This window comes from Roseomonas aerilata DSM 19363 (genome assembly GCF_000711725.1).
GTDB lineage: Bacteria > Pseudomonadota > Alphaproteobacteria > Acetobacterales > Acetobacteraceae > Roseomonas > Roseomonas aerilata.
The window spans coordinates 1-25,789 of the sequence record NZ_JONP01000006.1; the positions used below are offsets into that span (position 1 = coordinate 1).

The 25,789-nt window shown below is 71.3% G+C and carries 26 protein-coding genes and 1 tRNA gene; 14 read left to right on the forward strand and 13 right to left on the reverse strand.

The genetic code is table 11. The features are described 5' to 3' along the window. The 4 genes from BO39_RS08375 to BO39_RS08390 all read left to right on the forward strand — a co-directional run. The coding region (locus BO39_RS08375) for a methyl-accepting chemotaxis protein (protein WP_043832002.1) at positions 1-874 on the forward strand (874 nt) is incomplete at its 5' end. A gap of 57 nt (positions 875-931) precedes the next feature. Then, a complete protein-coding gene (locus BO39_RS08380; RefSeq protein WP_043832005.1) occupies positions 932-1,759 on the forward strand; it encodes a CoA transferase subunit A in 828 nt (275 codons plus the stop codon). Beyond that, complete coding sequence (locus BO39_RS08385; RefSeq protein ID WP_043832007.1) at positions 1,756-2,508, forward strand: CoA-transferase; 753 nt, start codon at positions 1,756-1,758, stop codon at positions 2,506-2,508. The genes BO39_RS08380 and BO39_RS08385 overlap by 4 nt, the downstream gene beginning before the upstream one ends. 57 nt (positions 2,509-2,565) lie before the next feature. Beyond that, positions 2,566-3,726 (forward strand): mandelate racemase/muconate lactonizing enzyme family protein, encoded by a 1,161-nt coding sequence (locus BO39_RS08390; RefSeq protein ID WP_043832009.1) that lies wholly within the window; start codon positions 2,566-2,568, stop codon positions 3,724-3,726. A 27-nt stretch (positions 3,727-3,753) separates the two neighbouring features. Here BO39_RS08390 and BO39_RS35205 read toward each other — a convergent pair whose 3' ends face one another. Then, the gene (locus tag BO39_RS35205; RefSeq protein WP_408735165.1) at positions 3,754-4,428 is read right to left on the reverse strand and encodes an MBL fold metallo-hydrolase; all 675 of its coding nucleotides are present in this window, start codon (positions 4,426-4,428) and stop codon (positions 3,754-3,756) included. A 497-nt stretch (positions 4,429-4,925) separates the two neighbouring features. Between BO39_RS35205 and BO39_RS08400 the strand changes: the two genes are divergently transcribed. Beyond that, positions 4,926-6,164 carry a CaiB/BaiF CoA transferase family protein gene (locus tag BO39_RS08400; protein ID WP_052401818.1) on the forward strand — a complete coding sequence of 413 codons (1,239 nt, stop codon included), beginning with the start codon at positions 4,926-4,928 and terminating at the stop codon, positions 6,162-6,164. Here BO39_RS08400 and BO39_RS08405 read toward each other — a convergent pair. The 3 genes from BO39_RS08405 to BO39_RS08415 form a co-directional block, all read right to left on the reverse strand. Beyond that, positions 6,161-7,027, reverse strand: a complete 867-nt coding sequence (locus tag BO39_RS08405) for a CDP-alcohol phosphatidyltransferase family protein (protein WP_245615049.1) — start codon at positions 7,025-7,027, stop codon at positions 6,161-6,163. The two genes, BO39_RS08400 and BO39_RS08405, sit on opposite strands and share 4 nt — an antisense overlap. 12 nt (positions 7,028-7,039) lie before the next feature. After that, positions 7,040-7,738: a phosphatidylserine decarboxylase gene (locus tag BO39_RS08410; RefSeq protein WP_043832017.1), complete on the reverse strand. Its 699-nt coding sequence runs from the start codon at positions 7,736-7,738 to the stop codon at positions 7,040-7,042. A gap of 97 nt (positions 7,739-7,835) precedes the next feature. Then, positions 7,836-8,891 (reverse strand): LysM peptidoglycan-binding domain-containing protein, encoded by a 1,056-nt coding sequence (locus BO39_RS08415; protein ID WP_156963588.1) that lies wholly within the window; start codon positions 8,889-8,891, stop codon positions 7,836-7,838. A gap of 141 nt (positions 8,892-9,032) precedes the next feature. Between BO39_RS08415 and BO39_RS08420 the strand changes: the two genes are divergently transcribed. After that, positions 9,033-9,722 (forward strand): cytochrome b/b6 domain-containing protein, encoded by a 690-nt coding sequence (locus BO39_RS08420; RefSeq protein ID WP_043832019.1) that lies wholly within the window; start codon positions 9,033-9,035, stop codon positions 9,720-9,722. 30 nt (positions 9,723-9,752) lie between these two features. Here the strand turns inward: BO39_RS08420 and BO39_RS08425 are convergent, their stop codons facing one another. Continuing rightward, entirely contained in the window at positions 9,753-10,196 is a 444-nt protein-coding gene (locus tag BO39_RS08425; RefSeq protein ID WP_043832021.1) for a cytochrome c, read from the reverse strand. Between the two features lie 178 nt (positions 10,197-10,374). Between BO39_RS08425 and BO39_RS08430 the strand changes: the two genes are divergently transcribed. After that, positions 10,375-10,451 (forward strand) — tRNA-Pro (locus BO39_RS08430). 197 nt (positions 10,452-10,648) lie between these two features. Then, complete coding sequence (locus BO39_RS08435; protein WP_043832023.1) at positions 10,649-11,398, forward strand: TorF family putative porin; 750 nt, start codon at positions 10,649-10,651, stop codon at positions 11,396-11,398. Here BO39_RS08435 and BO39_RS08440 read toward each other — a convergent pair. After that, positions 11,395-11,616 (reverse strand): DUF2842 domain-containing protein, encoded by a 222-nt coding sequence (locus tag BO39_RS08440; protein ID WP_043832025.1) that lies wholly within the window; start codon positions 11,614-11,616, stop codon positions 11,395-11,397. The genes BO39_RS08435 and BO39_RS08440 overlap by 4 nt on opposite strands. Positions 11,617-11,780: 164 nt before the next feature. Here BO39_RS08440 and BO39_RS08445 point away from each other — a divergent pair, with 164 nt between their 5' ends. After that, a complete protein-coding gene (locus tag BO39_RS08445; RefSeq protein WP_052401820.1) occupies positions 11,781-12,341 on the forward strand; it encodes an adenine phosphoribosyltransferase in 561 nt (186 codons plus the stop codon). Positions 12,342-12,389: 48 nt separating this feature from the next. Continuing rightward, positions 12,390-13,370, forward strand: coding sequence for a hypothetical protein (locus BO39_RS08450; RefSeq protein WP_156963589.1), 981 nt, complete (start codon positions 12,390-12,392; stop codon positions 13,368-13,370). Between the two features lie 149 nt (positions 13,371-13,519). Here BO39_RS08450 and BO39_RS08455 read toward each other — a convergent pair whose 3' ends face one another. The 7 genes from BO39_RS08455 to flgE all read right to left on the reverse strand — a co-directional run bounded on the left by BO39_RS08455 (position 13,520) and on the right by flgE (position 20,237). Continuing rightward, positions 13,520-14,299 (reverse strand): DUF1217 domain-containing protein, encoded by a 780-nt coding sequence (locus tag BO39_RS08455; protein WP_043832029.1) that lies wholly within the window; start codon positions 14,297-14,299, stop codon positions 13,520-13,522. 16 nt (positions 14,300-14,315) lie between these two features. Beyond that, positions 14,316-14,672, reverse strand: coding sequence for a flagellar biosynthesis regulator FlaF (locus BO39_RS08460; protein WP_052401821.1), 357 nt, complete (start codon positions 14,670-14,672; stop codon positions 14,316-14,318). Beyond that, positions 14,669-15,106 carry a flagellar biosynthesis repressor FlbT gene (locus BO39_RS08465; RefSeq protein ID WP_052401822.1) on the reverse strand — a complete coding sequence of 146 codons (438 nt, stop codon included), beginning with the start codon at positions 15,104-15,106 and terminating at the stop codon, positions 14,669-14,671. Before BO39_RS08465 ends, BO39_RS08460 begins: the two co-directional genes overlap by 4 nt. Before the next feature lie 139 nt (positions 15,107-15,245). Beyond that, on the reverse strand, positions 15,246-16,076 hold the full coding sequence (locus tag BO39_RS08470; protein WP_052401823.1) for a flagellin: 831 nt from the start codon (positions 16,074-16,076) through the stop codon (positions 15,246-15,248). Positions 16,077-16,193: 117 nt separating this feature from the next. Beyond that, positions 16,194-17,276, reverse strand: coding sequence for a flagellin (locus BO39_RS08475; protein WP_084697963.1), 1,083 nt, complete (start codon positions 17,274-17,276; stop codon positions 16,194-16,196). After that, positions 17,276-18,799, reverse strand: coding sequence for a flagellar hook-associated protein FlgK (locus BO39_RS08480; RefSeq protein WP_043832033.1), 1,524 nt, complete (start codon positions 18,797-18,799; stop codon positions 17,276-17,278). The genes BO39_RS08475 and BO39_RS08480 overlap by 1 nt, the downstream gene beginning before the upstream one ends. Positions 18,800-18,878: 79 nt before the next feature. Then, a complete protein-coding gene (flgE, locus tag BO39_RS08485; protein WP_043832035.1) occupies positions 18,879-20,237 on the reverse strand; it encodes a flagellar hook protein FlgE in 1,359 nt (452 codons plus the stop codon). A gap of 1,426 nt (positions 20,238-21,663) precedes the next feature. Here flgE and fliK point away from each other — a divergent pair. The 4 genes from fliK (at position 21,664) to fliG (ending at position 25,786) form a co-directional block, all read left to right on the forward strand. After that, entirely contained in the window at positions 21,664-22,293 is a 630-nt protein-coding gene (gene fliK / locus BO39_RS33590) for a flagellar hook-length control protein FliK (protein WP_169742745.1), read from the forward strand. A gap of 10 nt (positions 22,294-22,303) precedes the next feature. Further along, a complete protein-coding gene (locus BO39_RS08495; RefSeq protein ID WP_043832040.1) occupies positions 22,304-22,981 on the forward strand; it encodes a flagellar hook assembly protein FlgD in 678 nt (225 codons plus the stop codon). Between the two features lie 142 nt (positions 22,982-23,123). Further along, positions 23,124-24,788, forward strand: coding sequence for a flagellar basal-body MS-ring/collar protein FliF (gene fliF, locus BO39_RS08500; RefSeq protein WP_043832041.1), 1,665 nt, complete (start codon positions 23,124-23,126; stop codon positions 24,786-24,788). Between the two features lie 2 nt (positions 24,789-24,790). Next, positions 24,791-25,786, forward strand: a complete 996-nt coding sequence (gene fliG, locus BO39_RS08505) for a flagellar motor switch protein FliG (protein ID WP_043832042.1) — start codon at positions 24,791-24,793, stop codon at positions 25,784-25,786. Positions 25,787-25,789: the final 3 nt, after the last annotated feature.

A 25,789-nucleotide genomic window follows, 5' to 3' on the forward strand; every position in this document is an offset into this window, starting at 1 on the left:
GGAGTACCAGGCGGCGCAGTTCAAGCGGGTGCGCAAGGACGGCAGGCCCGTCTGGATCGAGGGGTCCTACAACCCGATCCTCGATGCCACCGGCAAGGTGGAAAAGATCGTCAAGTTCGCGACCGACGTTTCCGACCAGATCAAGCTGCTGGCCGACCTGAAGACGCTGATCGACAACAATTTCGGCGACATCGACGCGGCGATCGGCCTCTCCCTGGCCGAGGCCGGATCGGCAGCCCGCGCGGCGGACGAGACGGCCGGAAACGTGCAGACGATCGCCGCGGCGGCCGAGCAGCTCGCTTCCTCCGTGGGCGAGATCTCCGGGAACATGGCAAAATCCCGCATCGCCACGGAAAATGCCTCCGAGCAGGCAAGCCTGGGTGCGGAAAGCACCGAGAAACTGACTGCTGCCGCCCAGGCCATGAGCGGGGTGGTCAGCCTTATCCAGAGCATCGCGGGGCAGGTGAACCTGCTGGCGCTGAATGCGACCATCGAGGCGGCGCGCGCCGGCGAGGCTGGCCGGGGCTTCGCCGTGGTGGCGGCCGAGGTGAAGAACCTGGCCAGCCAGACCGCCCTCGCCACCGAGAAGATCGCGCGCGAGATCGAGGGCGTCCAGTCCATCTCCGACACCGTCACCGGCACGCTCTCGGCGATCCGCCAAGCGGTGGAATCGGTGCGGGAGAGCGTGGCCGTGACAGCTTCCGCGGTGGAGGAACAGAGCGCCGTGACCAGCGGCATGTCCGCCAGCATGGGCAGCGCATCGAGCGCCGTGCGCACCGTCTCAGCCAGTGTCGGGCAGATCTCCGCGGCCGTGAACCAGGTGGCCACGGCCGTCTCCAGGACGAAGGAGGCCGCACAGGTTCTCGTGCGCTAAAGCCCTGCCCTGGCGAGCTCGGGGAGCAGGGTCTAACCTCGGCTCGGAGGAACCGCCATGACCCCGTCGAGCCCCGAAGCCCTCGCTGCATCCGTGCCGGACGGCGCGCTGCTGGCCTTGCCGCCCGACAACTCCCTTCCCTCCGTCGCGCTGGCCAAGGCGCTGGTCCGGCGGGGGGTGCGCGGGCTGCGGCTGCTGGGCGTGCCCGTCTCGGGCTTCGCGACGGACCTGCTGATCGGCGCGGGCTGCGTGGCGGAGGTGGAGACGAGCGCGGTCTCTCTCGGGGAGGCGGGCTTCGCGCCGCGCTTCTCGTCCGCCGTGCGGGCGGGAAGCATTGTCGTGCGGGACGCGACCTGCCCGGCCATCCACACGATGCTACAGGCCGCCGAGAAGGGCGTGCCCTTCATGCCGCTGCGTGGGGTCATCGGCAGCGACATCCTGGCGCACCGCCCGGACTGGCGGGTGGTGCAGAACCCGATGTCCGAGGCGCCGGACCCGATCCTGCTGGTGCCGGCCCTGCAGCCGGACGTGGCCGCCATCCACGCCGTCATGGCGGACGAGGCCGGCAATCTTTGGGTGGGGCGGCGGCGGGAGCTTGCGACCCTTGCCCATGCCTCCCGCCGGCTGCTGGCGACGGTCGAGCGGGTGGTGCCCGGCAACCTGCTGGAGGACGAGCGCCTGGCCGCCGGCACCATCTCCGCCACCTATGTCGAAGCCTTCGCCGTGGCCGAGCGGGGGGCGCATCCTGTCGCGCTGCTCGATGAGTACGGCTTCGACGCCGCCTATGTCGCCACCTATGCCCGCGCCGCGCGGACGGAGGAGGGTTTCCGGGCCTGGGTGGAGGAACATGTGTTCGGCCAGGCCGCCCGGATCGCCGCCGAATGAGCGCGGTGCAGCCCGAGGAGCGGCTGGCGGCGGCGCTGGCGCGGCTGATCCTCGACCCCTCGGCGCCGCCCGCCCGCCACATCGCCGTCGGCGCCGCCTCCCCGATCCCGGCAGCGGCCTGCTGGCTGGTCGCGAAGTCCGGCCGCCCCGTGCGGCTGTCGCTGCTGCACAAGCGTTCCGGCAACCCCTTCACCGAGGGATCGCGCGAGCTGTTCGACCTCACCGGGCAGGGGCGGATCGACCTCTTCTTTCTCGGCGGCGGGCAGATCGACGGGGAGGCGAACCTCAACCTCATCGGCACCGGGGAATGGCCAGGAGACGGGGTGCGGTTTCCCGGCAGCTTCGGCTCCGCCTTCATGTACCTTATGACGCCGCGCACGATCCTCTTCCGCGAGGAGCACTCGCCGCGCGTGCTGGTGCCGCGCGTCGCCCATGTCTCGGCCGCCGGTGTCACCCCGCCCGAGGTGTTCCGGCGCGGCACGGCGCAGGCGCTGGTCACGGGCCGCTGCGTCTTCCGCTTCGACGCCCAGCGGGCGCGCTTCATGCTGGAGAGCGTCCACCCCGGGGAAAGCCTCGCCTCCATTCGCGCCGAGACGGGGTTCGACTTCGATGCACCAGCCGAGGTGCCGGTGACGCCGGACCCGACCGCCGCGGAACTGGCCCTGCTGCGCGGCCCGGTCTGCGAGGAGATGGCGGAGACCTATCCCGATTTCTGCGCCCGCGTGTGGGACCGCGCCGCCGTGGCCTGACCTTGGCGCGGCGCGGCGCCCGGCCCATGGTGCGCGCCGCTTACCGGAGGACCGCCCATGCGCATCGTGGACCTGAAGGAGGTGACGGCGCCGATCGCCTCCTCCATCGCCAACGCCTATATCGACTTCAGCAAGATGACCCTGTCGCTCGTCGCGGTCGTGACGGATGTGGTGAGGGACGGCCGACGGGTGGTGGGCTACGGCTTCAACTCCAACGGCCGCTACGGCCAGGGCGGGTTGATCCGGGAGCGTTTCGCCCCCCGCCTGCTGGAGGCACCGCCGGAATCCCTGCTGAACGACGCCGGCGACAACCTGGATCCCGACCGGATCTGGGCCACCCTGATGAAGAACGAGAAGCCGGGCGGGCACGGGGAGCGGTCCGTCGCGGTCGGCACGATCGACATGGCGGTTTGGGACGCGGTCGCGAAGATCGCGGGCAAGCCCCTCTTTCGCCTGCTGGCGGAGCGGCACGGGCGGGAGGCCGACCCGCGCGTCTTCGTCTATGCCGCCGGCGGCTACTATTACCCGGGCAAGGGCATCGAGCAGCTGCGGGCGGAGATGCGCAGCTATCTCGACCGCGGCTACTCCGTCGTGAAGATGAAGATCGGCAACGGCATCGCCGAGGACCGCCCGCGGATCGAAGGCGTGCTGAAGGAGCTGGACGGCAAGGCGCAGCTGGCGGTGGACGCGAACGGCCGCCTCGGCCTCGAGGACGCCATCGCCTACGCCAAGATGCTCCGCGACTACCCTCTCTTCTGGTACGAGGAGGCGGGCGATCCGCTGGACTACGCGCTCCAGGCCGCCCTGGCGGAGTTCTACCCGGGCCCGATGGCGACGGGGGAGAACCTGTTCAGCCACCAGGACGCCCGCAACCTGCTGCGCTACGGCGGGATGCGCCCGGACCGGGACTGGCTGCAATTCGACTGCGCGCTCTCCTACGGTCTCGTCGAGTATCAACGCACGCTAAAGGACCTGGAGGTCGCGGGCTGGTCGCCTTCCCGCTGCATCCCGCATGGCGGGCACCAGATGTCGCTGAACATCGCGGCCGGGCTGGGGCTGGGCGGCAACGAGAGCTACCCGGACCTTTTCCAGCCCTATGGCGGCTTCCCCGACGGCGTGCGGGTGGAGGACGGGCACATCACCATGCCCGACCTTCCGGGCATTGGCTTCGAGGGCAAGTCCGACCTCATCAAGGTGATGCGCGACCTCGCGGCCTGAGGGGATGCGCCCGGCGGCGGGGGGGGGTCAGGCCTTCCAGGCCTCCATCGTCGCCCGGGCGCATTCGTGCATGACGGTCAGCGCGCGCACCGTGGTGTCCGCGCCGATCACGAAGGGGTTGCGGCCTGCCGAGGGCATGGCCGCCAGCTTCGTGATCGCCTCGTCGTAGCCGGCGTGATTCGAGATGAAGACATCCACGTTGCGCTGGCGGGCGATGTCGCGCAGGCGGGCAGTGGCGTCGATGTAGCCCTGCAGGCGCTCAATCCGGTCGGGCTGCGCCCCGAAGTTGAAGGCGGTGCCGCCCCAGAGCAGCGCCCGGTGCTCCTGCCCGCCCTGCCGGACGGTGAAGAGAAGGGAGATGGTGCCTCTAGTATGGCCCGGCGTCACCAGCACCTCGACGGCGGTGTCGCCGAGGGTGATCCGGTCTCCGTCCCTCACCGCGACGTCGCGCTGGGGCGGGCGGCCCCATTCAGGCGCGTCGAATTCGAGCTTCGTTGCCATCATCGTCCAGTCGGCATCGGACGCGACAATCTTCGGCGAGGCGACGCGCTTCACCCAGCCGGCGCCGCCGTAGTGATCGCCGTGGCCGTGGGTGATGACCAGATACCGGATCTGCGCGGGGTCGAGGCCGAGGCGGCGCATGCCCGCGCCGATGACGCGCTCCGCCTCGTCGTCGTTGTTCAGGGCGTCAATCAGGATCAGCCCGTCGGAGGTGCGGATGATCCAGGCGCTGACCCAGCGGGCCCCGACGTAGAACAGGTTGTCGAAGGCCTGGCCCGGCGGCGGCACGGGCTGGTTGATGAGCGGGCCGAGATCCACCTGCGGCGCGGCCGGAGGCGTGAGCGCGGTGTTGCCCAGCCGTAGATAGGCGCCGAGATCGTTGCCGGCCGCCTCCTTCGCGAGGTTCAGGTGGCGCTGCACCGCCGGCGGGACGGCGGCGCCGGCCGGCAGGGCGGGAAGCGCCACCGCCGCGCAGCACGCGCAGCCCAGCGCCAGGAAGCGCCGCCGCCCGGGCTCGACCGCCTCCGCCCGCAGGGTTGTCCTCTCGGTCTTACGCCAGAAAGACATCGTCTCGTTCCTGCTCCCCGCGCAGGACAGAAGGCTCCCACCCCGGGGAACTGTAAAGGATGTGCGAGCCTCCGGGGCAGCCTTGAGCGCGGCGCCGGGCAAGGGCAGAAACAGGGCACGGAGGAAGAACCATGACCGACGCGCTGCCGACCACCGAGACCGGAGCGGATTCCCGCGCCGTGAGCCCCGGCGCCCTGGCCGGGATCAGGGTGATCGACCTCACCCGCGTGCTCGGCGGTCCCTACTGCACCATGATCCTGTCGGACCACGGGGCGGAGGTCATCAAGATCGAGCCGCCCCAGGGCGACGAGGTCCGCGCCTGGGGCCCGCCCTTCCTGGATGGCACCGCCAGCTACTTCCTCGGCGTGAACCGCAACAAGCGGAGCATCGCGCTCGACCTCTCCAAGCCCGAGGGGCGTGAGGTGCTGCTGCGCCTGCTGGAGGGCGCGGACGTGCTGGTGGAGAACTACAAGCCCGGCAGCATGGAGAAGTGGGGCATCGGCTACGACAAGCTGAGCGAGCGCTTCCCGCGCCTCGTGCACTGCCGCGTCTCCGGCTTCGGCGCCACGGGGCCGCTCGGCGGGCTGCCCGGCTACGATGCCATCGTGCAGGCCATGGTCGGGCTGATGTCCATCAACGGGGAGCCCGGCAGCGGGCCGCTGCGGATGGGAACGCCCGTGGTGGACCTCGCGACCGGTCTCTACTCCACCATCGGCATCCTCATGGCGCTGCAGGAGCGGGAGCGTTCCGGCCGCGGGCAGTATATCGACATGACGCTGCACGACTGCGGCATGGCGCTGCTGCACCCGCAGGCGGCGAACCACTTCCTCAACGGCAAGCGCCCGGCGGCCACGGGCAACCCGCACCCGAATATCTCCCCCTACTCGAAGTTCCGCACGGCCACCTGCGAGATCTTCGTCGCCTGCGGGAACGAGCCCGCCTGGCGGAAGTTCTGCGGCTTCCTCGGCCTGGAGCACCTCGTGGACGACCCGCGCTTCGCCACCAACGGGGACCGGGTGGTCAACCGCGCGGACCTCGACACCATCCTCGCCGCCCGGCTCCACACGGAGGATGGGCACGCGCTCTGCGACCGGATGCTGAAGGCGGGGCTTCCCGCCGGGCCCGTGCTCTTCGTGGACGAGGCCGTGGCCGCGCCCCACACGGCCGCCCGCAACATGGTCGCCGAGATTGGCGAGTTCCGGGCGCTGAACACCCCCATCAAGCTCTCCCGCACGCCCGGCGGCGCCCGCGCCGTGCCGCCCGCCTTCAACGAGCACGGAGAGGAGGTCCTGCTGGCCGCCGGCTACACGGCGGAGGAGGTGGCGGCGCTGCGCGAGAAGGGCATCCTCGTCGCGACGCCGCGGGGCTAGGGCCCGGTCAGGGGCACGGCCGGGCTGACCTCTCCGCCCGGCTGCTCCATCCGCGTCCTCGCCCGCTGGTAGGAGCGGAAGGAGAGCGGGATCATCGCCGCATAGGCCAGACCGGCCGCGGCGATGGCCGCCCAGGGCTCCGCGACGAGCAGCGCGACGTAGCCGGCGGCGCCGAGCAGCAGCGGCAGCACTGCCTTGCGCGGCACCTTGTAGTTCTTGAAGGACCAGGTCGGCAGCGTGCTGACCAGCAGCCCCGCGACGACCACGAGCACGAGGGCGGAGAAGACCGGGTGGCGGATGGCGCCGGCGAGGCCCGTCCAGCCCCAGCCCTCGAAGGCGAGGGCCGCGAAGATCGGAAAGAGCGCGAGCCCTGCCCCGGCCGGCGCCGGCACACCCGTGAAGAAGCCTGGCGGGCGGGGCGCGGCGCCGGGCTGGAGCGGCGCGTCGATCGCCGCGTTGAAGCGCGCGAGGCGCAGCGCCATGCAGGCGGCGAAGAGAAGGCAGGGGATGAAGCCGAAGCCCCGGGCGTCGTGCAGCGTCCAGAGGAAGAGGATGAAGGCGGGCGCCACGCCGAAGCAGAGGAAATCCGAGAGGCTGTCGAACTCCGCCCCAAAGCGGGAGGTGGCCTTCAGCAGCCGCGCCAGCCGCCCGTCGATCCCGTCGATGAAGGCTGCGACGACGATAAGGGTAACCGCCAGCTCCCACCGGCTGTCCAGGGCGAAGCGGATCGCCGTCATGCCCGCGCAGAGGCCGACCATCGTGAGGATGTTCGGCAGCAACCGGTTGAAGGACAGGCCGGGCAGCCGGCCGGAGCCCTTCGGCCGGAACCGCTGGGGGGCGAAGCGGAACCGGCGCGGCGGCATGCCCATGCGCCGTCAGGCCCGGATGGGGGCGGCGACGGGAGAGGCGAGGTCGGCGATGATCGTCTCGCCGCCGATCATCGTCTGACCTACCTCCACCAGCGGGCGCACACCCTCGGGCAGGTAGAGGTCCGTGCGGCTGCCGAAGCGGATGATACCGAAGCGCTCGCCCACACGGACGCGGCTGCCCTCGCGCACGTCGCAGAGGATGCGGCGGGCGATGAGGCCCGCAATCTGCACCACCGCGATATCGCGCCCGTCCGCCATGCGGATGGCCAGCGCGTTGCGCTCGTTGTCCACGCTCGCCTTGTCGAGGGAGGCGTTGACGAAGGCGCCGTGACGGTAGGCGATGCGGGTGACGGTGCCGTCGATCGGCGCTCGGTTCACGTGCACGTCCAGCACCGAGAGGAAGATCGCCACCCGCCAGCGGGCGGCCGGGCCGAGGCCCAGCTCCTCCGGCGGCACGGCGGGCTCGACCGAGACCACGTGCCCGTCGGCGGGCGCGATGAAGAGGCCGGGGCGGGTCGGCGTCACGCGCTCGGGGTCCCGGAAGAAGTAGAGGCAGAAGCCGGTGAAGGCCGCGCCGAGCCAGAAGAGCCAGCTTCCGAGGATGGCGCCCCCGATCACGGCGACGCCGGCGCCGCCGATAAGGAAAGGGCGCCCTGCCGGGTGCGGGGGCGCAATGACGAGGCGCAGGCTGTGCCCGAGTGACATGATGATCCAGGAGAAGGGGGACAGGGAGCGGACGAGTGCGCGTTATGGTTTCTCCCGCCCGCCCGGACAACCCTGAAGCTGCCCCCGGCGCCCCCGCTCAGTCCGCGAGCGGCAGGGTGAGGACCTGGCCGGGGAAAATCCGGTCGGGATGGCGGACCCCCTCGCGGTTGGCGCTGAGGATCACGGTATAGCGCGCCCCGCGGCCGTAGCTGTCGCGGGCGATGCGCCAGAGGTTGTGCCCGGGCTGGACCACCAGGCGCCCCTCGCGGAGGAGGCCGGGGGGAAGGAACTCGCGAGTGAAGGCCACCTGGATCCGCCCCGCCGGGGTTGCGCGGCCGGGCCGCGCCATCTCTTCCACCCGGAGGATGTGCTGGCCCGCCACCGGCGGATCCTCGAGGCCGAGGGACCAGCGGCCGGTCTCGTCCGCCGCGGTGTCCCCGAGGTGTCGGTCATCGGCGTAGACGCGAAGCCGCGCGCCGGGCGAGGCGGTGCCGGCGAAGCCCATGCCGCCTGCTTCGTCGTAGTCCAGCACGTCGAGCCCGAGCGCCACGGGACCGGCCGAGGGGGAAAGGCGGCGCGGGGCCGCGGCGCCAATCGGGGGGAGGAGAAGCACGAGGGAGGGAGGCGCCGCCGATCCAGGGCCGGCCGGCGCGGTGGCCAGCAAGCTGGCCAATGGCGGTTCCACCCGGGCCGGGCCCACCACGAGCACCGTGTCCGGGCCTCGCAGCTCCTCACCGCCGGGGAGGCGCGAGCGGAGCGACAACTCGCGCGGGCCGCCGGCGAGGGGCTCCGGCGGCAGGATAACCCATTCCCCACGCCCGTCCGCGCGGGCGCGGCCGATCTCCTCACCGCTGTCGAGCAGCACCACCTCCGCCCCCGGCGAGGCTCGGCCCGCCGTCACGGCCATCCCGCGGGCGCCGAGGCGGACCACGTCGAAACGAGGCAGGCCGGCGGTCGGACGGGGCGCCGGCTCTGCCGGAACATCGGCTGGCAAGGGCCCGGCGGCCGGGCCGGGAAGAGCGCCGGTGGCCGTGCCCGCCCCGCGCCAAGGCGCCGCGCCAGGTTGTTCCCTCGACCCGTGGTAGGCCCCTGCCGCCAGGGCAGCGAGAACCGCCGCGCCGCCGGCGACTCGCAGGCGCGCTGCTCTTGTCATGGGCACGCAACTAAGCCGCGCGCCCCTGCCCCCACAAGGGCACATCCGAGGCGGTGCCCTGCCTGCCGTGGCCAGGAGGGCCTGGGCGAGGGCCCCTCACCCTCCCTATCCTCACCTCCACGGTGGCGAACGGAGAGGCCGATGGCGGAGCCGACGGAGCGGGCGCAGGGACCGCTGGTGAAGGTGAAGGTCTGGGATGGCTGGATCCGGACGGTGCATTGGGCGTTGGTCGTGTTGATCGGCTTCTCCTGGTGGGCCGCCGAGACCGAGCGCTACGAGTGGCACATGCTTTCGGGCGAGGTGATCCTGACGCTGCTGCTGTTCCGCCTCGCCTGGGGGATCGCCGGTTCCGACACGGCGCGCTTCACGCGCTTGCTCCGCTCCCCGGTGGAGGGGTTTCGCCACCTGCGCCACCTCGCGCGGCGCGAGCCGGACACGGAGATCGGGCACAACGCGGCCGGGGGGTGGATGGTGCTGGTCATGCTGCTCGCGCTGCTGACCCAGGCGGTGTCCGGCCTCTTCACCGACGACGGCATTCTGACGAAGGGGCCGCTCGCGCGCAGTGTCTCCGGCGCCACGGCGGATGCGGCGCGGAGCATCCACCTGATCAACTTCGACCTCATCCTCGTGCTCGTCGCGCTGCACGTGGTGGCGGTGCTCGCCTATGCGGGGCTGAAGCGGCACGACCTCGTGCGGCCGATGGTCACGGGCTTCAAGCGCATGCCGGCGGCTCTGGCCGCGCGGGCGCCGCGGCTGGGCAATCCCTGGCTTGCCCTGGCGCTGCTGGCCGTCGCCGCCGGCATCGTGACGATGATCGCGCGCCAGGGTTAGGGGGAGGCGCGAGCCCCTCCCCCGCCCGGTTCAGCGGCCGCGGAAGTTGCGGTGGCAGGCGCCGCAGGCACCGCCCATGGCGCGAACGGCCTGGGCGGTCGCCGCCGCGTCGCCGCTGGCGGCGGCGTTGCGCAGCGCGCCCGCGGCGTTCACGGCATTCGCCGACGCCGCCTCGAAACCCGCCCGGTCCGCCCAGACGCTCGGCAGCGCCTTCGAGCCGTTATTGTCGGAGCCCGGCGGGAAGAGCGCGGGGAAGCCCGTGAAGAAGGCGATCATGTCCTCCGTGCGCGGCACCGTCTCGCGCACGTTGCCGCCGGCGGAGGCCACGGGGGTGATCGCCTCCAGATGCCCCTGCATGCGCTTCAGCCCCTCCTTGCGGGTGGCGACTGGGTCGGGCTGCGCGAGGGCGGCGCCGGTGCCGAGAAGCGACAGGACAGCGAGGAGAGCGGCGAGATGGGGCATGCGATGCGCCATGAGGACCTTCCGGGTTGAATGACGGCAGCGTAACCGTCTCCGCGCCCGCCGCACCGCGATTCGGCAGCCCATCCCTGCTTTTCACCCCATTACGACGGCCGTGTCGCGCCATCGTCACGCCTGCCCTTGCCGACATCTCGGCACGGCGCTATACGCCGCCGCCCGGACGTTGTCGTGACGGAGCGTAGCTCAGCCTGGTAGAGCACTGTGTTCGGGACGCAGGGGCCGGAGGTTCGAATCCTCTCGCTCCGACCATCGACAGCACCGCGTGAACCCCGCTAGGCGCCGCCTGGCGGGGTTTTTCGTCAGCGGCTGCCGTAGCGGCAATCCACGTGGCCGATCTGCAACAGTGCGGCACCGTCCGCACGCAGCACCCCGTGCGAGCCGTTCCGTTGGCATGCCAATCGCAGGATGGCGCCCTGCCACGCCGGAGCGTGAATGGGGATCAAGCCATGAAAACAAATGCCGTCGCTGCCGTCACACTCGCCCTCGGCCTCTCGCTCGCCGCCGGTTCCGCCGGGGCCTTCGAGCTCGAGGATGCCGGGCTGACCATCGGCCTCACGCCCACCATCTCGTCCGACTACCTCTTCCGCGGCGTCAGCCAGACGCAGAACCGCCCAGCAGCGCAGGGCACGATCGACATCCAGCACACCACGGGCTTCTACGTCGGCGCCTTCATCTCGAACGTCAGCTTCCTGGGCACGAATGCCCGGCAGGAGGTCGACGCGCTGGCCGGCTGGCGGACGACCGTCGCGGGGGTGAGCCTGGATCTCGGCGGCATCGCCTACACCTATCCCGGCTATCGCAACCCTACCGGCTCGGGGCTCTACGACCTGCAGTACTTCGAGGTCTCGGCCAAGGCGTCCTACGAGTTCGAGCCGGTGAAGGTGCTGGCGGCGATCAACTACTCGCCCAACTACCAGCTCGAGTCCGGCACGGGCGTCTATGTCGAGGGCGGCGTGGAAGTGGCGCTGCCCTTCAACCTGACCCTCGGCGGCCGCGTCGGCCACCAGTGGATCCAGAACAACACCCGCTGGGGCTCGCCGGACTTCACGAACTGGAACGTGACGGTCTCCACGAAGCTCTACGACTTCGTGCTCACCGCCGGCTACTTCGACACCGACCTCAACCGGGGCGAGTGCTTCGCCGGGCAGAAGATCTGCGCCGCGCGCGGCATGGTCTATCTCAGCCGCACCTTCTAACGGCGGGAACGGGACGGGCGGCGCGGGGGCTCTTTCCGCGCCGCCCAGTACATCAGCCGGCTGGCCGGCCAGACCCAGGCAATGCCCGCGACCGTGAAATACAGGACGTGCAGCGTCCAGTGGCCCGGCAGCACGGCGTCGGCCAGCGCCACGACCGCTGCGATGTAGAGCAGGAAGCCCAGGATTCCGGCGATGACCGCCACGGGAATGCGCGACATGCCCGCGCTCCTGCCGGATTCCGGGCGCAGTGGCCAGCCCTTTCGCGGCGCCCCTCCCCTTTTGGCAAGGCTCCTCGTCCACAGCGCCGGCGCTTCGCGCAGGCAGTGATTTGCGCAGGCCGGGGCCGGCCCTTATGAGGCGGACGCCCGAACGGAGCCCCGCGATGAACGACAGCCCCGCCGCCAGCCCGCCCGAGAACCAGGTTCTCGACCTGAAGCGGCACATCCGCGGGATCCCGGATTTCCCGAAGCCGGGCATCCTCTTCTACGACATCTCGACCCTGCTGCGGCACGGGCCGGCCTGGAAGGAGGCCATGCGCCGCCTGGCCGACATCGTTCGCCCGCACCGGCCGACGCTGCTCGCGGGGATCGAGAGCCGCGGCTTCCTCGTCGCGGCGCCGCTGGCGCTCGAGCTAGGCCTCGGCTTCGTCATGCTCCGCAAGCGCGGCAAGCTGCCGGGCGCGATCATCGGGCTGAACTATGCCCTCGAATACGGCACGGACCGGATCGAGATGCAGGCCGATGCCGTGCGCCCCGGAGACCGCGTGGTGGTGCTGGACGACCTGCTGGCCACGGGCGGCACCCTGGCGGCCTGCATCGCGCTTCTGCGCCAAGCCGGCGCGGAGGTGCCCGCCGCGGCCGCGCTGATCGAGCTGACCTTCCTCAAGGGGCGCGAACGGCTCGGCGGCACGGCTTTCGAGTCCCTCGTCGCCTATGACGACTAGCGGCGGTCGCCACATTCCTGCCCCATCGCGGCGGCAGCGTCCGCCAACATGACCGCCCTTCCGCCGCCGGGCCCGCGAGGCGACACCCCCCTGACTCGTCGGGCGCTTGGCCGGGGGGCGATGGGACTCGGCGTGCTGGGCGCCGCCCCTGCCCGGGCGAGCGAGGGCGCGACGATCCTCGCCCCAGGGCCGGAGGACGGTGACTGCGCGCGCTGGGCCGTGCGGGCGGGCCAAGCCCTGGCGCGCGGGATGCAGCGGCCGGGCACCATCCGCCTCGCCCTGCTCGGCGGGCCCGATGGGGTGACGGCAGCGAACCGCTTCGCCACCCTCGACGGTGCCGGGGGCCCCAGCCTTCTCGCCCTGCCCGGCTGGGCCTGCCACGCGCGCCTGACCGGATCACCCCGCGCGCGCTTCGAGCCGCGCGCCTGGGTGCCGCTGCTGCTCTCCTGGCGTGGGGCGGTGCTGGCGGGGCGGGGGCCCCTGCCCGGCCGCGGCGGCGCGCCACTGAGGGTCGCCATGCCTTCCGCTGAGGTGCCGGAGGCGGCGGCCCTCGCCGCGCTGGATCTGCTCGGCCTGCCGGCGCTTCCGCTGGTGGGCATGCCCGAGGCCAGCTTCGCAGCGGGTGGGGCGGACGCGCTGATCATCCTCGGCCCCGAACCGCTGACACGCGCGCAGGCGATGGGCGCCACGCCATGGTATGGCTTCCCGGGCCTGGCCGAGACCGAGCGGGCGGAGCTTGCCCCCTTTCCCCTCGCCGCACCCCTGGCGCGCGCGGTGGTGGCCGCCGTGGCGGCCCTGCAAATCCGGGCAGCGCTCGTCGCGCCCGTGCTGAGCCCGGCGGACAGCCTGGCCGCGTGGCGGATGGCTGCTCCGCGCTGGCAGGAGGAGGAGCGGGCGACCGCCGGGGATGATCAGCCGCTGGTTGGAACCTCCGCCGCCGAGGCCTTCGCCCTGCTGACCCCGCCGCCGGATGCCGTGCTCGACTACCGCAACTGGCTCGATCGCCGGCTCGGCTGGCGCGCGGGCTGACAGCGCCTCGTTAGCCGCCAGATAGGGCCGACCGACAGGCCACAGAGCGGCACGGCCACCGTGAGCACGCCCGCTTCCCACCGCGAGAAGCGTGCGGGCATCGACGGGACTCGACGGTCCCCGCGAGTCAGACGCCCGACCGTCGCGTCTCAGCCGAATAGGCTGAGCAGCGGGGAGCTCGCGCTGCCGGCGTTGTTGGCAGACATAACGTAGCGCTCCGCCAGCTTCGCGGCCTGCTTCGGATCGCTCAGCTTCGACAGGTCGACGCGCGAGGTGATGGCCCGTGCCTGGGTGGTCACCTCCTGGATGGCGAGGGAAGCCGGCAGGCCGAGCGCACCGGTGACCACGCGCCGCAGCACGGCATCGCCGAGCACCTCGTAGACCGAGGGTGCCTTCCCGGTGGCCATGCGCTTCTCGAAATAGAGGGCGTCCGAGATGCCCGAGGCTTCCCCATCCTTCGAGAGGCGCCACTCGTAGGAGGTGTAGCCGTCGATGAGCTTCTGCTGGACGGCGGGATCGCGCAGCGCGTCCATGCCACGCTTCGCGAGGTTGAGCGTGGTCGCGGCCGACTTCCAGCGCGTGTCGGACAGCTTGGCCACGACGGACTTCGGATCCTTGGGGTCCGATGTCAGGGCGCGAACCGCGAGGCCCGGCACGTCCGTCGCGTCCGGAAGCCCGAGGGCCGGCAGCAGCACGGCCGAAACCCGTGGGTCGCGCAGCGCTGTCTCGACATCCTTCGCGCGCGAAATCCCCTCCTTGAAGCGGGTGATCGCGAGCTTGACCGCGGCCTCCTTGGCGGTGGCAGCGACGCCCTTCGTCTCTGCGCCGGCGGCAGAGGCTCGGCGGAGCGCGGCCACGGCGCTGGCGGCATCCGCGGTGGCGGAGGTGCCGCCACCACCGAGCAGGGCAAGGGCGATCGAGCCGGACATGCCCCCACCCCGCCCGTCAGCCCGTTCCGGCCAGGCCAGCCGCGATGTTCTCGTTCACCTCGATAAGGAAGGCGAGATCAGGCTTCTCGGACTCCATCTCCTTCAGCACGGTGCGGCCGACGGAGATGATGGAGGCGCGGAGCGGCGGCGGCAGGCCGTTGGTGGGATCGACCAGCACGCCTTCCACCGCGAGCCAGAGGCGGCGGTTGTCGGAAAGGGCACGCGCGCGGCGCAGCGTGCTCTCTGCCCCGCCATCCAGCGCAGCGCGGAGCGAGCCGGTCACACGGCGGAACACGTCGGCCTCCTGCGCTCTCACCGGCATGGCCGACCTCGCCGCCCGATAGGCGGAAAGCGGGTTGCTGTGCTGCATCATGCGGTCATCTCCTCCGGCACGGGACGGGAGTTGGGTGGTGGGGCAATGCCGAGCACCGCCTCCTCGTGCCGCATCACGCGGCGGGCGAGCTTGAGGGCGGTGTAGCAGTCATCCTCCTCGGCCGCGGTCAGCGCGCGGTCGAGCATGGCGGAGGCCAGGGCCGAGGTGGTCGCGGCCTGGAACTCCGCGATCAGGACGCGGGCGGCTTCCAGACCCCGCTCGCGCTCGTCTTCCGTGCCGATATAGGCGGTCTGCAGGGCGAAGTAGATCCGGCGCGCAGGGGTATCCGCGGCCTCGGGCGAGAGGATCTGCTTGCCGAAGAGGAAGCGGGCCTTTGCCGTCAGCTCGATGCGCGTGCGGTTGCGGAAGCGTATGGGTGCACCATTCACGACCATGAGGTCGCCCTGGCGCAGCTCTAGAACCAACGTGGACACGATCTTCGCGTTCCTTCGTGGTAGGCGGTGGACGGCGGGCGGGGCCGTCGCCGCACCGCAGCCGGGGGCGTCTCGCCACCCGGCGCGATGGAGGGGAAACGGAGCGTGGCACCGTGGATCTTTCACGGCGCCGCACCGTTCAGCGGAAGAGGCTCAGCAGGCTCTGCGGCGCCTGGTTGGCGATGCTGAGGGCCTGAGTGCCGAGCTGCTGCTTGATCTGGAGCGACTGAAGTTTCGCGCTCTCCTTCGCGAGGTCGGCATCGACCAGGGCACCAAGGCCCGTGTCCAACGACACCATCTTCTCCTTGTTGAAGGATACCTGGGCATCCAGGTAGTTGTTGTTGCCGCCGAAGGTGTTCAGCGCCGTGTTGATGGCCCCCATCTTCGTCGTGAAGTCGCCGCCCGAGGCCAGCGCCGAGGCAGCCGCCTCCGCGCTGGTGGGCTTGTCCGCAATGGTCAGTGTCGTGCTGTCGACGGCCGAGAGCGTGTAGGTCGTGCCCGTCTCGTTGCGCACCGTCGCGATGTCGCCGCCGCCGGCGTCGGTGCTCGTGCTCAGCAGTGTGCGGCCGTTGTAGGTGGCATCCGAGAGGAAGTTCTCGACCTGCTTCTTGAGCCCGTCGTACTGCGACTCGTACTGCGAGCGCTGGTCGGTCGAGAGCGTGCCGTCGGCGAGCTTCACCAGCACGCCGCGGATGTTGCTCATGGTGTCCGAGACCTTGGTGAGCCCCGCGAGGGTGGTGTCGAGCACCCCCTTCACGCCGCCCATCTGCTCGTTCGCCGAGGTCAGGCCCGCGATGTCCGCGCGCACGGACTGGGCGACGGCGAAGGCCGCGCCGTCATCCTTGGCATCCGCCACGCGATAGCCCGTGGAAATGCGCTTCTGCGTCACGGCCAGCGCGTCGTTCGTGCGATTGAGCGACTGCAGCGCCACCTGCGCGCCGACATTCGTGTTGACTGAGTTCAGGGCCACGTCTTGCCCCTTTCCTGTCCGAAGGAGGCCTCTTCAGGCCTCACCCGTTGCGTTCCGCCTTTTGCGGTGAGAGCTCATCCTGAGCCCGGCGCGGTTAACAGGGGTTGAATCGGGGCATCAGCGCAGGAACTGCGTTAGTGACAGTCCCGAGAGCATTGAAAGGGCTTTCCAGGACGCCTGCAGCCGGTTCTGCGTGTCCTGCATGGCCGCGAGCGTCGAGGCGAGGTCCACCTCCTCAACATCCGCGAGCTGGGTCTTGAGGGTGACGCCGAGCTCCTCATGGCGGGTCTTGGCAGCCTCGAGCTTCGCCTCGGACATGCCGAGGGCGCCCGACTCGACACCTAGCCCGGTCATGGCGGATTTCAGCGCCCCGGTGATGCCGCCGAGCACCTTGTCGAAATCCTGCCCCGAGGCGGTCTTGTCGGGCGTGAGGCTGGCGAGCGTCATCAGCCCGCGCAGGAGGTCGCGTGACCAGCCTCCCTCCTCGGGGCTGCCGGGGTTGGCCGGCTCGGTGGCGTTGCGGTTGGCGAAAAGGCCGACGGCGACCGCCTGGCCATCCTCGGCGAGGACGTTCGGGCGGGCATCCTGCCGGCCCCGCGCGGGATCGAGGAGGTAGTCGGAGAAGGGGGTGTCTCCCGGCGCGGTGCTGCTGGCCGCCGCCAGCGCTGCCGCGTTCACCGCGTCCCCGTTGCCGGGCGCGAGCGAGGCGACCGCGTCCGCGATGCCCTGGGCCATGGGCGTCGCCATGATGCCATCAGGGTCCGGAATGGGCGGGTTCGCCGTGTCCGCCCCGCTAAAGAGGTAGTCGCTGCCGGATTTCGCGTTCAGCAGGGAGGCCACCTGCCCGATCGCCTGCCGGGCGCTATCCGCCAGGGCGCTGATGCGGCTGGTGTCGGCGCGGCTGATCTTGCCCGCCTGGGTGAGGAAGTTCTCCGCGATGGAGGAGAGCTGCGTCATCGTGCTCTGGGCGATGGTGGTGCGGCTCAGCGCGCGGTCGATCGCCTGCGCATGGGCCTCGCCCCGGGCCACCCCGCCGCGCAGGTTGATGGCGCGCCCCGCTTGCCCGGCGATGTCGCCGTAGAAGGTGCCGCGCTTCCCGTCCACCGACTGGGCGGAAAGCGTGCCGAGCTGCGTCTTCAGCGTCGAGGACTGCGCGATCAGCCAGGCCAGGCTGCCGTTCCCCACTCCTGCTATCGCCATCACCGCACCGCCTGGAGAAGGTTGTCGTACATCGACTGCACCACCGAGAGGATCCGGGCATTGGCCGAATAGGCGGTCTGCAGCGTGACCATCGCCGCCAGCTCCTTGTCCATGTCCACGCCCGAGCGCGCGGCAAAGCGGGTCTCGAGGGAGGTGAGCAGGTCCCCGCTGGACTTGCCCTCCACCTCGGCCACGGCGCGGAGGGAGGTCTGGGAGGAAACGACCTGCGCCGCCTGATCGCCCAGTGTCCTTGCCGCCCGCAGGCGGGAGGAGAGGGTTCCGTCGGGCCCGAGGCCGGTGATCGCGAAGCCGGGCTGGGCGGTGCCGGGCGCGACCTCCGGGCCGAAGGTGCGGTTCAGCACGCGGTCGAGCAGGGTGGTGAAGTCGGCCGGGCCGCCCGGGGGATTGGGCGTGAAGCCGCTCGCCCCGCCGGCGCCGTCCGCCACCGCGTGGGAACCGTCCCGCAGCTGGGCCGGTTCCGCCCTGACCGCGGCGTTCACCCCGATGAAACCGGCGAAGCCGATCCAGCCCCCGGTCGCGTAGGGGGTGGAGGGGTCGGGCACGGTGCCGGCGGCGTTGGAGAAGAGCGTGAGCCCCTGCGCGTCGAAGCGGGAGGCAAGGTTGGCGGCGGAGACGTCGAGCTCGGCCTGGGCCAGGGGTAGTTCCCGGTCGCGCAGGTCCGCATAGGCCGCGAGCGTCCCGCGTCCGAGCTGCGCGGTGATGTCGGTCTTGCCGAGTATCACGCCCGGCAGGCTGCCGCCGGCCCCATGGAAGGCCTCCACCCCCGTCGTCGCGGGGTCCATGAAGAAGGGACCGGTGGTGGAGCGGAGCGGCAGGTTCAGCCCGCCGGCCGAGATCAGCGTCACGCCGCCGTCAGGCTGGGCGACGGCGCGCACCTCCATGATGGAGGAGATGGTCGCGATGGCCGCGTCCCGCTGGTCCTCCAGCTCGGCGGTGCTCCGGCCCTGCACGCGCATGGGCAGGATCTGATCGGTCAGCGAGGAAACCTGGCGGAGCGCGCCGTTCAGCCGGTCCACATCGGCCACCATGCCGTCCTGCGCGTCCTGGCGGGCGGACTGGACGGCGGCCGAGACGGTGTTGTAGCGCGCGGCCAGCCCGTCCGCGGCATCGACGGCGCGGGCCTGGAGGAGCGCGTCCGAGGGGTTGGCGCGGAGCGCGACGAAGGCGTCGCCGAGCGCGGCCGTCAGGTCGCCGATGGACTGCCCGGCGGCGCCGTGGGCGACCTCCACCCCCTGGAGCAGGCGCGTGCGCACCTCGGCCGCGCCCGTTGCGGCGCGGGCGGCGTTCATCTGCATCACCAGCGCCGTGTCCACCTCCCGCGTCGCCTCCTGGCTACGCACGCCCGCAGACAGCCCGCCGGCGACATTGGAGGCTGCCTGGACCTCCTTGCGGGTGTAGCCGGGGGTGGCTGCGTTCGCGACGTTGGCGGCGGATTGCGCGAGCTGCCGGTTGATATGGGACAGGCCGCTGCGCGCGATGGAGAGGGCGAGGTCGAGGCTCATCGGCGCTGCTGGGCTCCTGCTGGGGGTGCGCCATGGCCGGCGCCGCGGCTAGGCATCGCCGTTCTGGCGAAGCCCGGCATCAGCGCCGCATGTTCAGCGTGTCCTGTAGCAGCTCGTCGGCCGCGGTCACGATCTTCGTGTTTGCGGAATAGGCACGCTGCGCGAGGATGAGCTTGGAGAATTCCGAAGCAAGATCCACGTTCGAGCTCTCGAGCGAGGAGGTAACGATCTTGCCTGCGCCGTTGGAGTTGGCGTCGTTCACCCGGGCGTCGCCGCTCTCGTTTGTGCGGAGGTAGGCCTGGCCGTCCGTCTTCTGCAGCTTGTCCGGATCGGCGAAGCTGACGATGGGCACGCGACCGATCGTGCGGGACTGGCCGTTGTCGTAGTTGACGGACACGTCACCGCTCTCTGACAGGGACACGTTCGAGAAGGCGCCGAGCGGCACGCCGTCCTGCGAGAAGGAGTTCTCATTCGTCTTCCCGTCGAACTGCGTGACGGTCGAGTTGGTGCCGTAATTGCCAAAGTTGAGGCTGACGGTCTGCGGCCCCTGGCCAAAATCGACGCTGAAGGCGACGCTGGCGGGATTTCCAAGCGTGGCGGCCGTCGGCAACAGGCCGTTGTCCGGGATTGGGTCGGGAGGTGTGATCGTGCCCTCGCCGGAGAAGGAGCCGAGCTGGCCGTCCGGCACTACAGGAGTCTCCGTGCTGCCCTCTGGCGGCAGAGGGGTCGCTGCGATGCCGAACTGCGCCTGGATGGTGCGCGTGGTGACGCCGCTCTTGTCGTCCGGGACGGAGACGTTGAGCGTCCATTGGTTCAGCTCGTCCCTCTTCCAGCTCAGGTTCACCGCGTGCTGAGTACCAAGGCTGTCGTAAACCTGGACCGGCATCGACACCTCGCCCGTCGCGGAGGTCACCGGCAGGGTCGCCGAGACGTTCACGTTCCCGGTGGGCACGGGGTTGTAGACGGACTTGTCGATGCGGATCGGTTTGACCACCGTCCGGTCTGGCGTGCCCGCAGCGTCAGTGGCCCAGCCCTGCAGGTAGTAGCCCTGGCTGTTAACCATGTAGCCGTCCTGGTCCATGTCGAAGTCGCCCGCGCGCGTGTAAAAGGTGCGGGCGTCGAAGGTGGGCTGATTGTTCTCCCGGCCCGCCGGCATGGCGACCGCGAACATTCCCTGCCCGGCGATGGCCATGGCAAGAGGGTTATCGGAGGGCTGCACCGTGCCCTGCACCGTCATGGTGTAGTTCGGTCGTGCGATCACGGACCCCGGCTGGTTCACCTGCTGGTTCGAGCGGGTGACGTAGGAGACGAAATTCGTGTCCGTCCGCTTGAAGCCGGTGGTCTGGCTGTTGGCGACATTGTCGGCCACGTTGCCCAGCGCACGGGCCTGCGCGGTGAGACCGCTGATGGCCGTGTTCATCGAGGCGTAGAGCGACATGCTGGCTCCCTGTCCTGTGGGGTTGTGGTGGGGCGGCCGGACCGGCGCCGGGGGGCCTAGAACTCCACCTGCACCGCCCGGCCCGGCCGCCCGGGTGGGGACGCTGGCGCAACCGATGTGCCAGCCATCGCGCGGGGTTTCGCGGCGCCCCTTGCCGCTCACCCGGCAAAGCCTGCCGACCTGAGGGACGAGCGTGCCGGCGCGGCGTGGCCAGGCGCTGGCAAGCGGCTTGCGGAGGGGGTTGCGGGGCCGTGCTGACAGTGCCCCCCGAGGAGCGGAGCCGAGCATGGAAGCGCTGGACAGCCTGCCGACAACCGGCCCCGCCACGGCGGCGCCCGCCGCGACCGGCGGGACCACCTCTGCCGGGAAGGGTTTCCACCAGACCCTCCGCCATGTGCGGGAGGAGGGTGGATCCGCCGCCACGACGCCGGTCGGTGCCGGGCCCAGGCCCGCTGCGGGTGGCGCGGCGCCGGCGATTCCTGCCCAAGGGGTTCCGGGGCAGGTCGCCCAGGGCCAAACCGCGGGGGCGCAGGCCGTCTTGGCCCAGGGTGGCACGGGTCAGGCTCTTCCGGGTCAGGCGTTGCCCCCGGGTGGGGTAGCGGGTGGGCAGGCCCAGCCTATGGAAGTCGCCGGCCAGGAAGGCCGGCCTGGGGAAGCAGCGATCCCTTCCCCAGTTTCTGCCGTCCCGCAAAATGCGGGGCAAGTCGTGGCGGGCAACCCGGCGAAGCTGGCGGCCGGCAAAACGCCGTTGCCTCCTCCTACCGGGAGCTCGCCAACCGGACAGGCCGCTCAGCCCGGCAAGGGGGCGCCCGTCGGCCAGGGGGTTCCCGCGCCGGTGGATGCGAAGGACGACGCCGACCCGAGCGCCGATGGCGAAACGAGCGAGCTCGCGCCGACGGAGGATGCGCCCGTGCTCCCCTTGTCGGCGCTGCCCACTGGTGCCGGGGCGGAGACGGCTGGCCCCGACCTCACGCCGCCGAAAATGGCTGCGGAGTCGGGCGTTCCGCCGCAGGAGCCCCCTGTGGCGGTGATTCCGTCCCCGACCGCCGGGCAGGCCCCGTCGCCCGCTTCGCCCGCGGCGAATCCGGCGACGGGCCCTGCGGGGACGGCCGGGGGGGGCGGAACGGGCCGGCCGACGACCGGGACTGCCAATAGGGCAGCCAACGGTCCCTCCTCCCCTGCGCCCGCCTCGGTCCGCTCGGCCGCGGCTGGCGAGGCGGGAATAGGTGGGACCGTGGCCGAGGCGGACGGAGCCAGGAAGGCCTCCGTCTCCGCGGAGAAACAGGCGCAGGCGGAGCATCCGGGGCAACAGGCCGATGGACCCGGCCTGTTGGGGCCACCGGTTGCAGAGCGATCCTCGAGATCCACACCCTCGGGCTTTGACATCCTTCTCGGCGAGGGTGGGAAAACCTCGGAAGCCGGCCAGGTGCGTGCGGCGGGCGAGGTCACGGCGGCACCCCTCGTGTCCGCCACGGCGTCGTCTGCCCTGCCCACTCCGGCCATGCCGGCGCAAAGCCCGCCCCTCGCCGCAATGCCGGTCGCCGCGCCTCCGTCGGAGGCAGGCGCGGCCCCGCGCCTGATGCCGCGCGTGGCGCCGTCCGAGCAGGTGGCGCCTGTTGCGATCGCGCTGGCCCTGGGGGGCGGCGCGGACGGGCGGATCAGCCTCAGCCTCGATCCCGTGGAACTAGGCCGGGTGGAGGTGACGGTGGAGCGGGTGGGGGAAGGCGCGCGCGTCCAAGTGGCGGCGGAACGGCCCGAGACCCTCGCGCTGCTGGCGCGGGACGGCGCCTCGCTGGACCGGGCCCTCGGGGGTGCCGGGATCGGCGGCGACGGCGGCCGGAGCATCAGCTTCTCGCTCCTGGGCGGGGATGCAGGGGGCCAGGGGAGTGCCCCCGGGAACGGCCAGAGCGGCACCGGCTGGTCCGAGGGTGGCCGCGGCGGCGGCCAGGGGAGTGGCCGCCAGGGTGGTCCCTGGCGCGGCACGGCGGGCGAGCCGCCGGAGGCATCGAACACGCAGCACCGGGCCCTGCTCGGCCTGCTCGATATCGCGATCTAGGAAGGTAACCATGGCCACCACCGCGACCGCCGGGGCAACCGCGGCGAGCAGCACGACGGCAACGTCCGCGGCCTCAAAGTCGGGCACGCAGCTTGCCGGCAACTTCAACAACTTCCTCTCGCTGCTCACGACGCAGCTGAAGAGCCAGTCGCCGACCGATCCGCTCGACACGAACCAGATGACGAACCAGCTCGTGCAGTTCGCCTCCGTCGAGCAGCAGATCTCGATGAACAAGAACCTCGAGCAGATGGTCTCGCTCCAGCAGGCGTCGCAGCTGACGGCGGCGGCGCCGCTGATGGGCCAGCGGGTGGAGGTGGAGGGCGATTCGCTGCCGCTGCAGAACGGCAGCGCCACCATCCGCCTGCCGGCCGCGGGCAATGCCCGGACGGCCCGGGTGGCGGTGCTGGACGGCGCCGGGCGGACGCTGCGGGAGGCGCAGGTGAGCCTCGGCCCGTCCGCGCAGGACTGGCAATGGGACGGGCGCGACGCAACCGGGAACAAGCTGGCGGACGGCGCCTACAAGGTGGCCGTGACGGGCGCGGATGCCTCGGGCGGCGCCGCCGCGACGAGCTTCACCGTCATCGGCACGGCGACGGCGGCGGAGCGCGCGGACGGGGTGCTGAATCTTCGCATCGGCGGCGCGACCTATACCTTCGACAAGGTGCGCTCGATCGGGGCCGGAACCTAACGCAAAGGGAACCTTGGTAACCTCCTCTTAACCCCGACCCGGCAAAGATTGCCGGGCCGGCAGAATGCCGGCTCGAGAGGGCCGCGGGATGCGAGAGGTTGGGGTTCGTTCTTCCGGACCGTTCGGCGCGGGGAGCCGCTGAATGCCGGGCTTCCTGGAGCAGCTGCGTGCCCTCGGGCCGGTGCGCCTCGCGGCGATGGGGGGAACGGCGCTCGCCGTTCTCGGGCTCCTCGCCTGGTTTGGGATGCGCGCCGGGCAGCCGGGCATGGCGCTCCTCTACTCCGACCTGGATGCGCGCGATGCCGGGGCGGTGGTCGCGACGCTGGATCGCCAGAAGGTGCCCTACCGGCTCGGCGCGGGCGGCACGACCATCCTCGTGCCCGAGGAAATGGTACCACGCCTTCGCCTCTCCCTCGCGCGTGAGGGGCTGCCCGCCGGCGGCAATGTCGGTTGGGAGATCTTCGACCGCGGCGAGAGCCTGACCACCACGCCCTTCCAGCAGGACGTTAACCGGCTGCGCGCCATGGAGGGCGAGCTGGCCCGGACCATCCGCGGCCTGGCCGGCGTGCGCGCCGCGCGGGTGCACCTCGTTCTTCCTCGCCGGGAGGCCTTCTCGCGCCAGCAATCCGAGGCGCAGGCGAGCGTGGTGCTGACCATGCAGGGCGTGCAGCGGCTGGACCGGGAGGGCGTGCAGGCGGTGCTGCACCTGGTGGCGACCGCCGTACCCGGGTTGCAGGCGAGAAACGTCTCCATCGTGGACAGCCGCGGCGAGCTGCTGGCGCGCGGTGGGCAGGCCGTGAGCGGCCCCGCCGCCGCCGCCACGCAGGAGGAGATGCGCCGTGCCGAGGGCATGCGCATCGCCCGCTCCCTCGAGGAGATGCTGGAGCGCAGCCTCGGCGCCGGCCGTGTGCGGGCCGAGGCGACGGTCGAGATGGACTTCGACCGCGTCCAGACGACCGAGGAGCGCTTTGACCCCGAGAACCAGGTGCCGCGCAGCGTCCAGAACAGCCAGGAGCAGTCGCGCGGCGCGGATGGCGGGAATGTCTCCGTCGCCAACCAGCTTCCAGGGGCGGACGGGGCTGGTGGGGGCGGCGGTTCCTCGGAGAGCAAGTCCGAGGAAACGACGAACTTCGAAATCGGCAAGACCGTCCGCAACACGGTCCGCGAGCACCCGGTGGTGCGCCGCCTCTCCGTCGCCGTGCTGGTGGACGGCGTGTGGGAGGGAACGCCGCCCGCCTTCCGCGAGCGAGGTGCCGAGGAGCTGGCCCGCATCGGCACGCTCGTGCGCAGCGCGGTCGGCTTCGATGAGCGGCGCGGCGACCGGGTGGAGGTGGTCTCCATGCGCTTCGCGGCGCCCGAGGGCGGCGACAGCCCGATGGATGCGGGCGTGCTGGGCCTGGGGATCGGGCCGGCGACGGTCGCCCGACTGGTGGAGTCGGCGCTCTACGCCGTCGTCGCCCTGCTCGCGATCCTCCTTGTCGTGCGCCCCATGACCCGGCGGCTTACCGCGACCCTCGTCCCGCCGGCGCTGGCCGCGGGGCCGGAGGGGACCGCACTGCCGGGCGTAACCGGGGCCGCGGGCGCGGCCCTCGCCGGGCCGGCCGCCATGGGCGCCCTGGCCGGACCGGGCAGTGTCCTGGCTGGTTCGGATGACGGCGCGCCTGAGGATGAATCGATGGTCACCATGAGCCGCGTGCAAGGCCAGCTCCGCGCCTCTTCGATCGCGAGAGTGAACGCCTTGGTCGAGAGCAACCCTGACGAGGGGCTGGCCGTGATCCGTGGCTGGCTTGCCCCTGAAGGAGCCTGACGATGGTATCGCCCCTGAACGGACCGCAGAAGGCTGCGGTCATCCTTCTCACCCTGGCGGAGGAGCACTCCGAGAAGCTCTTCGCCCGGCTGCACGAGGACGAGATCAAGGACGTTTCGGCCGCCATGGCGACGCTCGGCGTCGTGGACGCGACGGTGGTGGAGGATCTCTGCAAGGAGTTCTCCGACGCGCTGGGCGCGACCGGCAAGCTCGTCGGCTCCTACGAGACGACGGAGCGAATGCTGCTCAAGACGCTGCCGAAGGATCGCGTCCAGCAGATCATGGAGGAGATCCGCGGCCCCGCCGGCCGCACCATGTGGGACAAGCTCGGCAACGTGTCCGAGGCCGTTCTCGCGAATTACCTCAAGAACGAATACCCGCAGACGGTCGCGGTCGTGCTCTCCAAGGTGAAGCCCGATCATGCGGCGCGCGTGCTGGCGCTGCTGCCCGAGGGCTTCGCCATGGAGGTGGTGATGCGGATGCTACGCATGGAAACCGTGCAGAAGGAGGCGCTGGAGGGCGTCGAGCGCACGCTGAAGATGGAGTTCATGAGCAACCTGGCGCGCGCCAGCCGCCAGGACAGCCACGAGGTCATGGCCGAGATCTTCAACAACCTCGACCGCGCCGCCGAGGGGCGGATCATGGCCGCGCTGGAGGAGCGCAACCGCGAGAGCGCGGAGCGCATCCGGGCGCTGATGTTCACCTTCGACGATCTCGCCCGCCTGGACGGGCAGGGCGTGCAGCTCCTGCTGCGCAGCGTGGAGAAGGACAAGCTGGCGCTGGCGCTTAAGGGGGCGAGCGAGCCGCTGAAGGACCTCTTCTACCGCAACCTGTCGGAGCGCGCGGCGAAGATGCTGAAGGACGACGTGGCCGCGCTCGGCGCCGTCAGGCTGCGCGACGTGGACGAGGCGCAGGCCGCGATGGTCGCGGCCGCGAAGGATCTAGCCGCCTCCGGCCAGATCCAACTCGAGGACGGGCAGGAGGCCATGATCGCGTGACGC

What these genes read in the sequence shown, in the direction of transcription:
- BO39_RS08380 (WP_043832005.1), top strand. Translation starts at nt 932, where the DNA reads ATGACCCCGTCGAGCCCCGAAGCCCTCGCTGCATCCGTGCCGGACGGC.
- BO39_RS08385 (WP_043832007.1), top strand. Translation starts at nt 1,756, where the DNA reads ATGAGCGCGGTGCAGCCCGAGGAGCGGCTGGCGGCGGCGCTGGCGCGG.
- BO39_RS08390 (WP_043832009.1), top strand. Translation starts at nt 2,566, where the DNA reads ATGCGCATCGTGGACCTGAAGGAGGTGACGGCGCCGATCGCCTCCTCC.
- BO39_RS08400 (WP_052401818.1), top strand. Translation starts at nt 4,926, where the DNA reads ATGACCGACGCGCTGCCGACCACCGAGACCGGAGCGGATTCCCGCGCC.
- BO39_RS08405 (WP_245615049.1), bottom strand. Translation starts at nt 7,027, where the DNA reads ATGCCGCCGCGCCGGTTCCGCTTCGCCCCCCAGCGGTTCCGGCCGAAG.
- BO39_RS08410 (WP_043832017.1), bottom strand. Translation starts at nt 7,738, where the DNA reads ATGTCACTCGGGCACAGCCTGCGCCTCGTCATTGCGCCCCCGCACCCG.
- BO39_RS08415 (WP_156963588.1), bottom strand. Translation starts at nt 8,891, where the DNA reads ATGACAAGAGCAGCGCGCCTGCGAGTCGCCGGCGGCGCGGCGGTTCTC.
- BO39_RS08420 (WP_043832019.1), top strand. Translation starts at nt 9,033, where the DNA reads ATGGCGGAGCCGACGGAGCGGGCGCAGGGACCGCTGGTGAAGGTGAAG.
- BO39_RS08425 (WP_043832021.1), bottom strand. Translation starts at nt 10,196, where the DNA reads ATGGCGCATCGCATGCCCCATCTCGCCGCTCTCCTCGCTGTCCTGTCG.
- BO39_RS08435 (WP_043832023.1), top strand. Translation starts at nt 10,649, where the DNA reads ATGAAAACAAATGCCGTCGCTGCCGTCACACTCGCCCTCGGCCTCTCG.
- BO39_RS08440 (WP_043832025.1), bottom strand. Translation starts at nt 11,616, where the DNA reads ATGTCGCGCATTCCCGTGGCGGTCATCGCCGGAATCCTGGGCTTCCTG.
- BO39_RS08445 (WP_052401820.1), top strand. Translation starts at nt 11,781, where the DNA reads ATGAACGACAGCCCCGCCGCCAGCCCGCCCGAGAACCAGGTTCTCGAC.
- BO39_RS08450 (WP_156963589.1), top strand. Translation starts at nt 12,390, where the DNA reads ATGACCGCCCTTCCGCCGCCGGGCCCGCGAGGCGACACCCCCCTGACT.
- BO39_RS08455 (WP_043832029.1), bottom strand. Translation starts at nt 14,299, where the DNA reads ATGTCCGGCTCGATCGCCCTTGCCCTGCTCGGTGGTGGCGGCACCTCC.
- BO39_RS08460 (WP_052401821.1), bottom strand. Translation starts at nt 14,672, where the DNA reads ATGATGCAGCACAGCAACCCGCTTTCCGCCTATCGGGCGGCGAGGTCG.
- BO39_RS08475 (WP_084697963.1), bottom strand. Translation starts at nt 17,276, where the DNA reads ATGGCGATAGCAGGAGTGGGGAACGGCAGCCTGGCCTGGCTGATCGCG.
- BO39_RS08480 (WP_043832033.1), bottom strand. Translation starts at nt 18,799, where the DNA reads ATGAGCCTCGACCTCGCCCTCTCCATCGCGCGCAGCGGCCTGTCCCAT.
- flgE (WP_043832035.1), bottom strand. Translation starts at nt 20,237, where the DNA reads ATGTCGCTCTACGCCTCGATGAACACGGCCATCAGCGGTCTCACCGCG.
- BO39_RS08495 (WP_043832040.1), top strand. Translation starts at nt 22,304, where the DNA reads ATGGCCACCACCGCGACCGCCGGGGCAACCGCGGCGAGCAGCACGACG.
- fliF (WP_043832041.1), top strand. Translation starts at nt 23,124, where the DNA reads ATGCCGGGCTTCCTGGAGCAGCTGCGTGCCCTCGGGCCGGTGCGCCTC.
- fliG (WP_043832042.1), top strand. Translation starts at nt 24,791, where the DNA reads ATGGTATCGCCCCTGAACGGACCGCAGAAGGCTGCGGTCATCCTTCTC.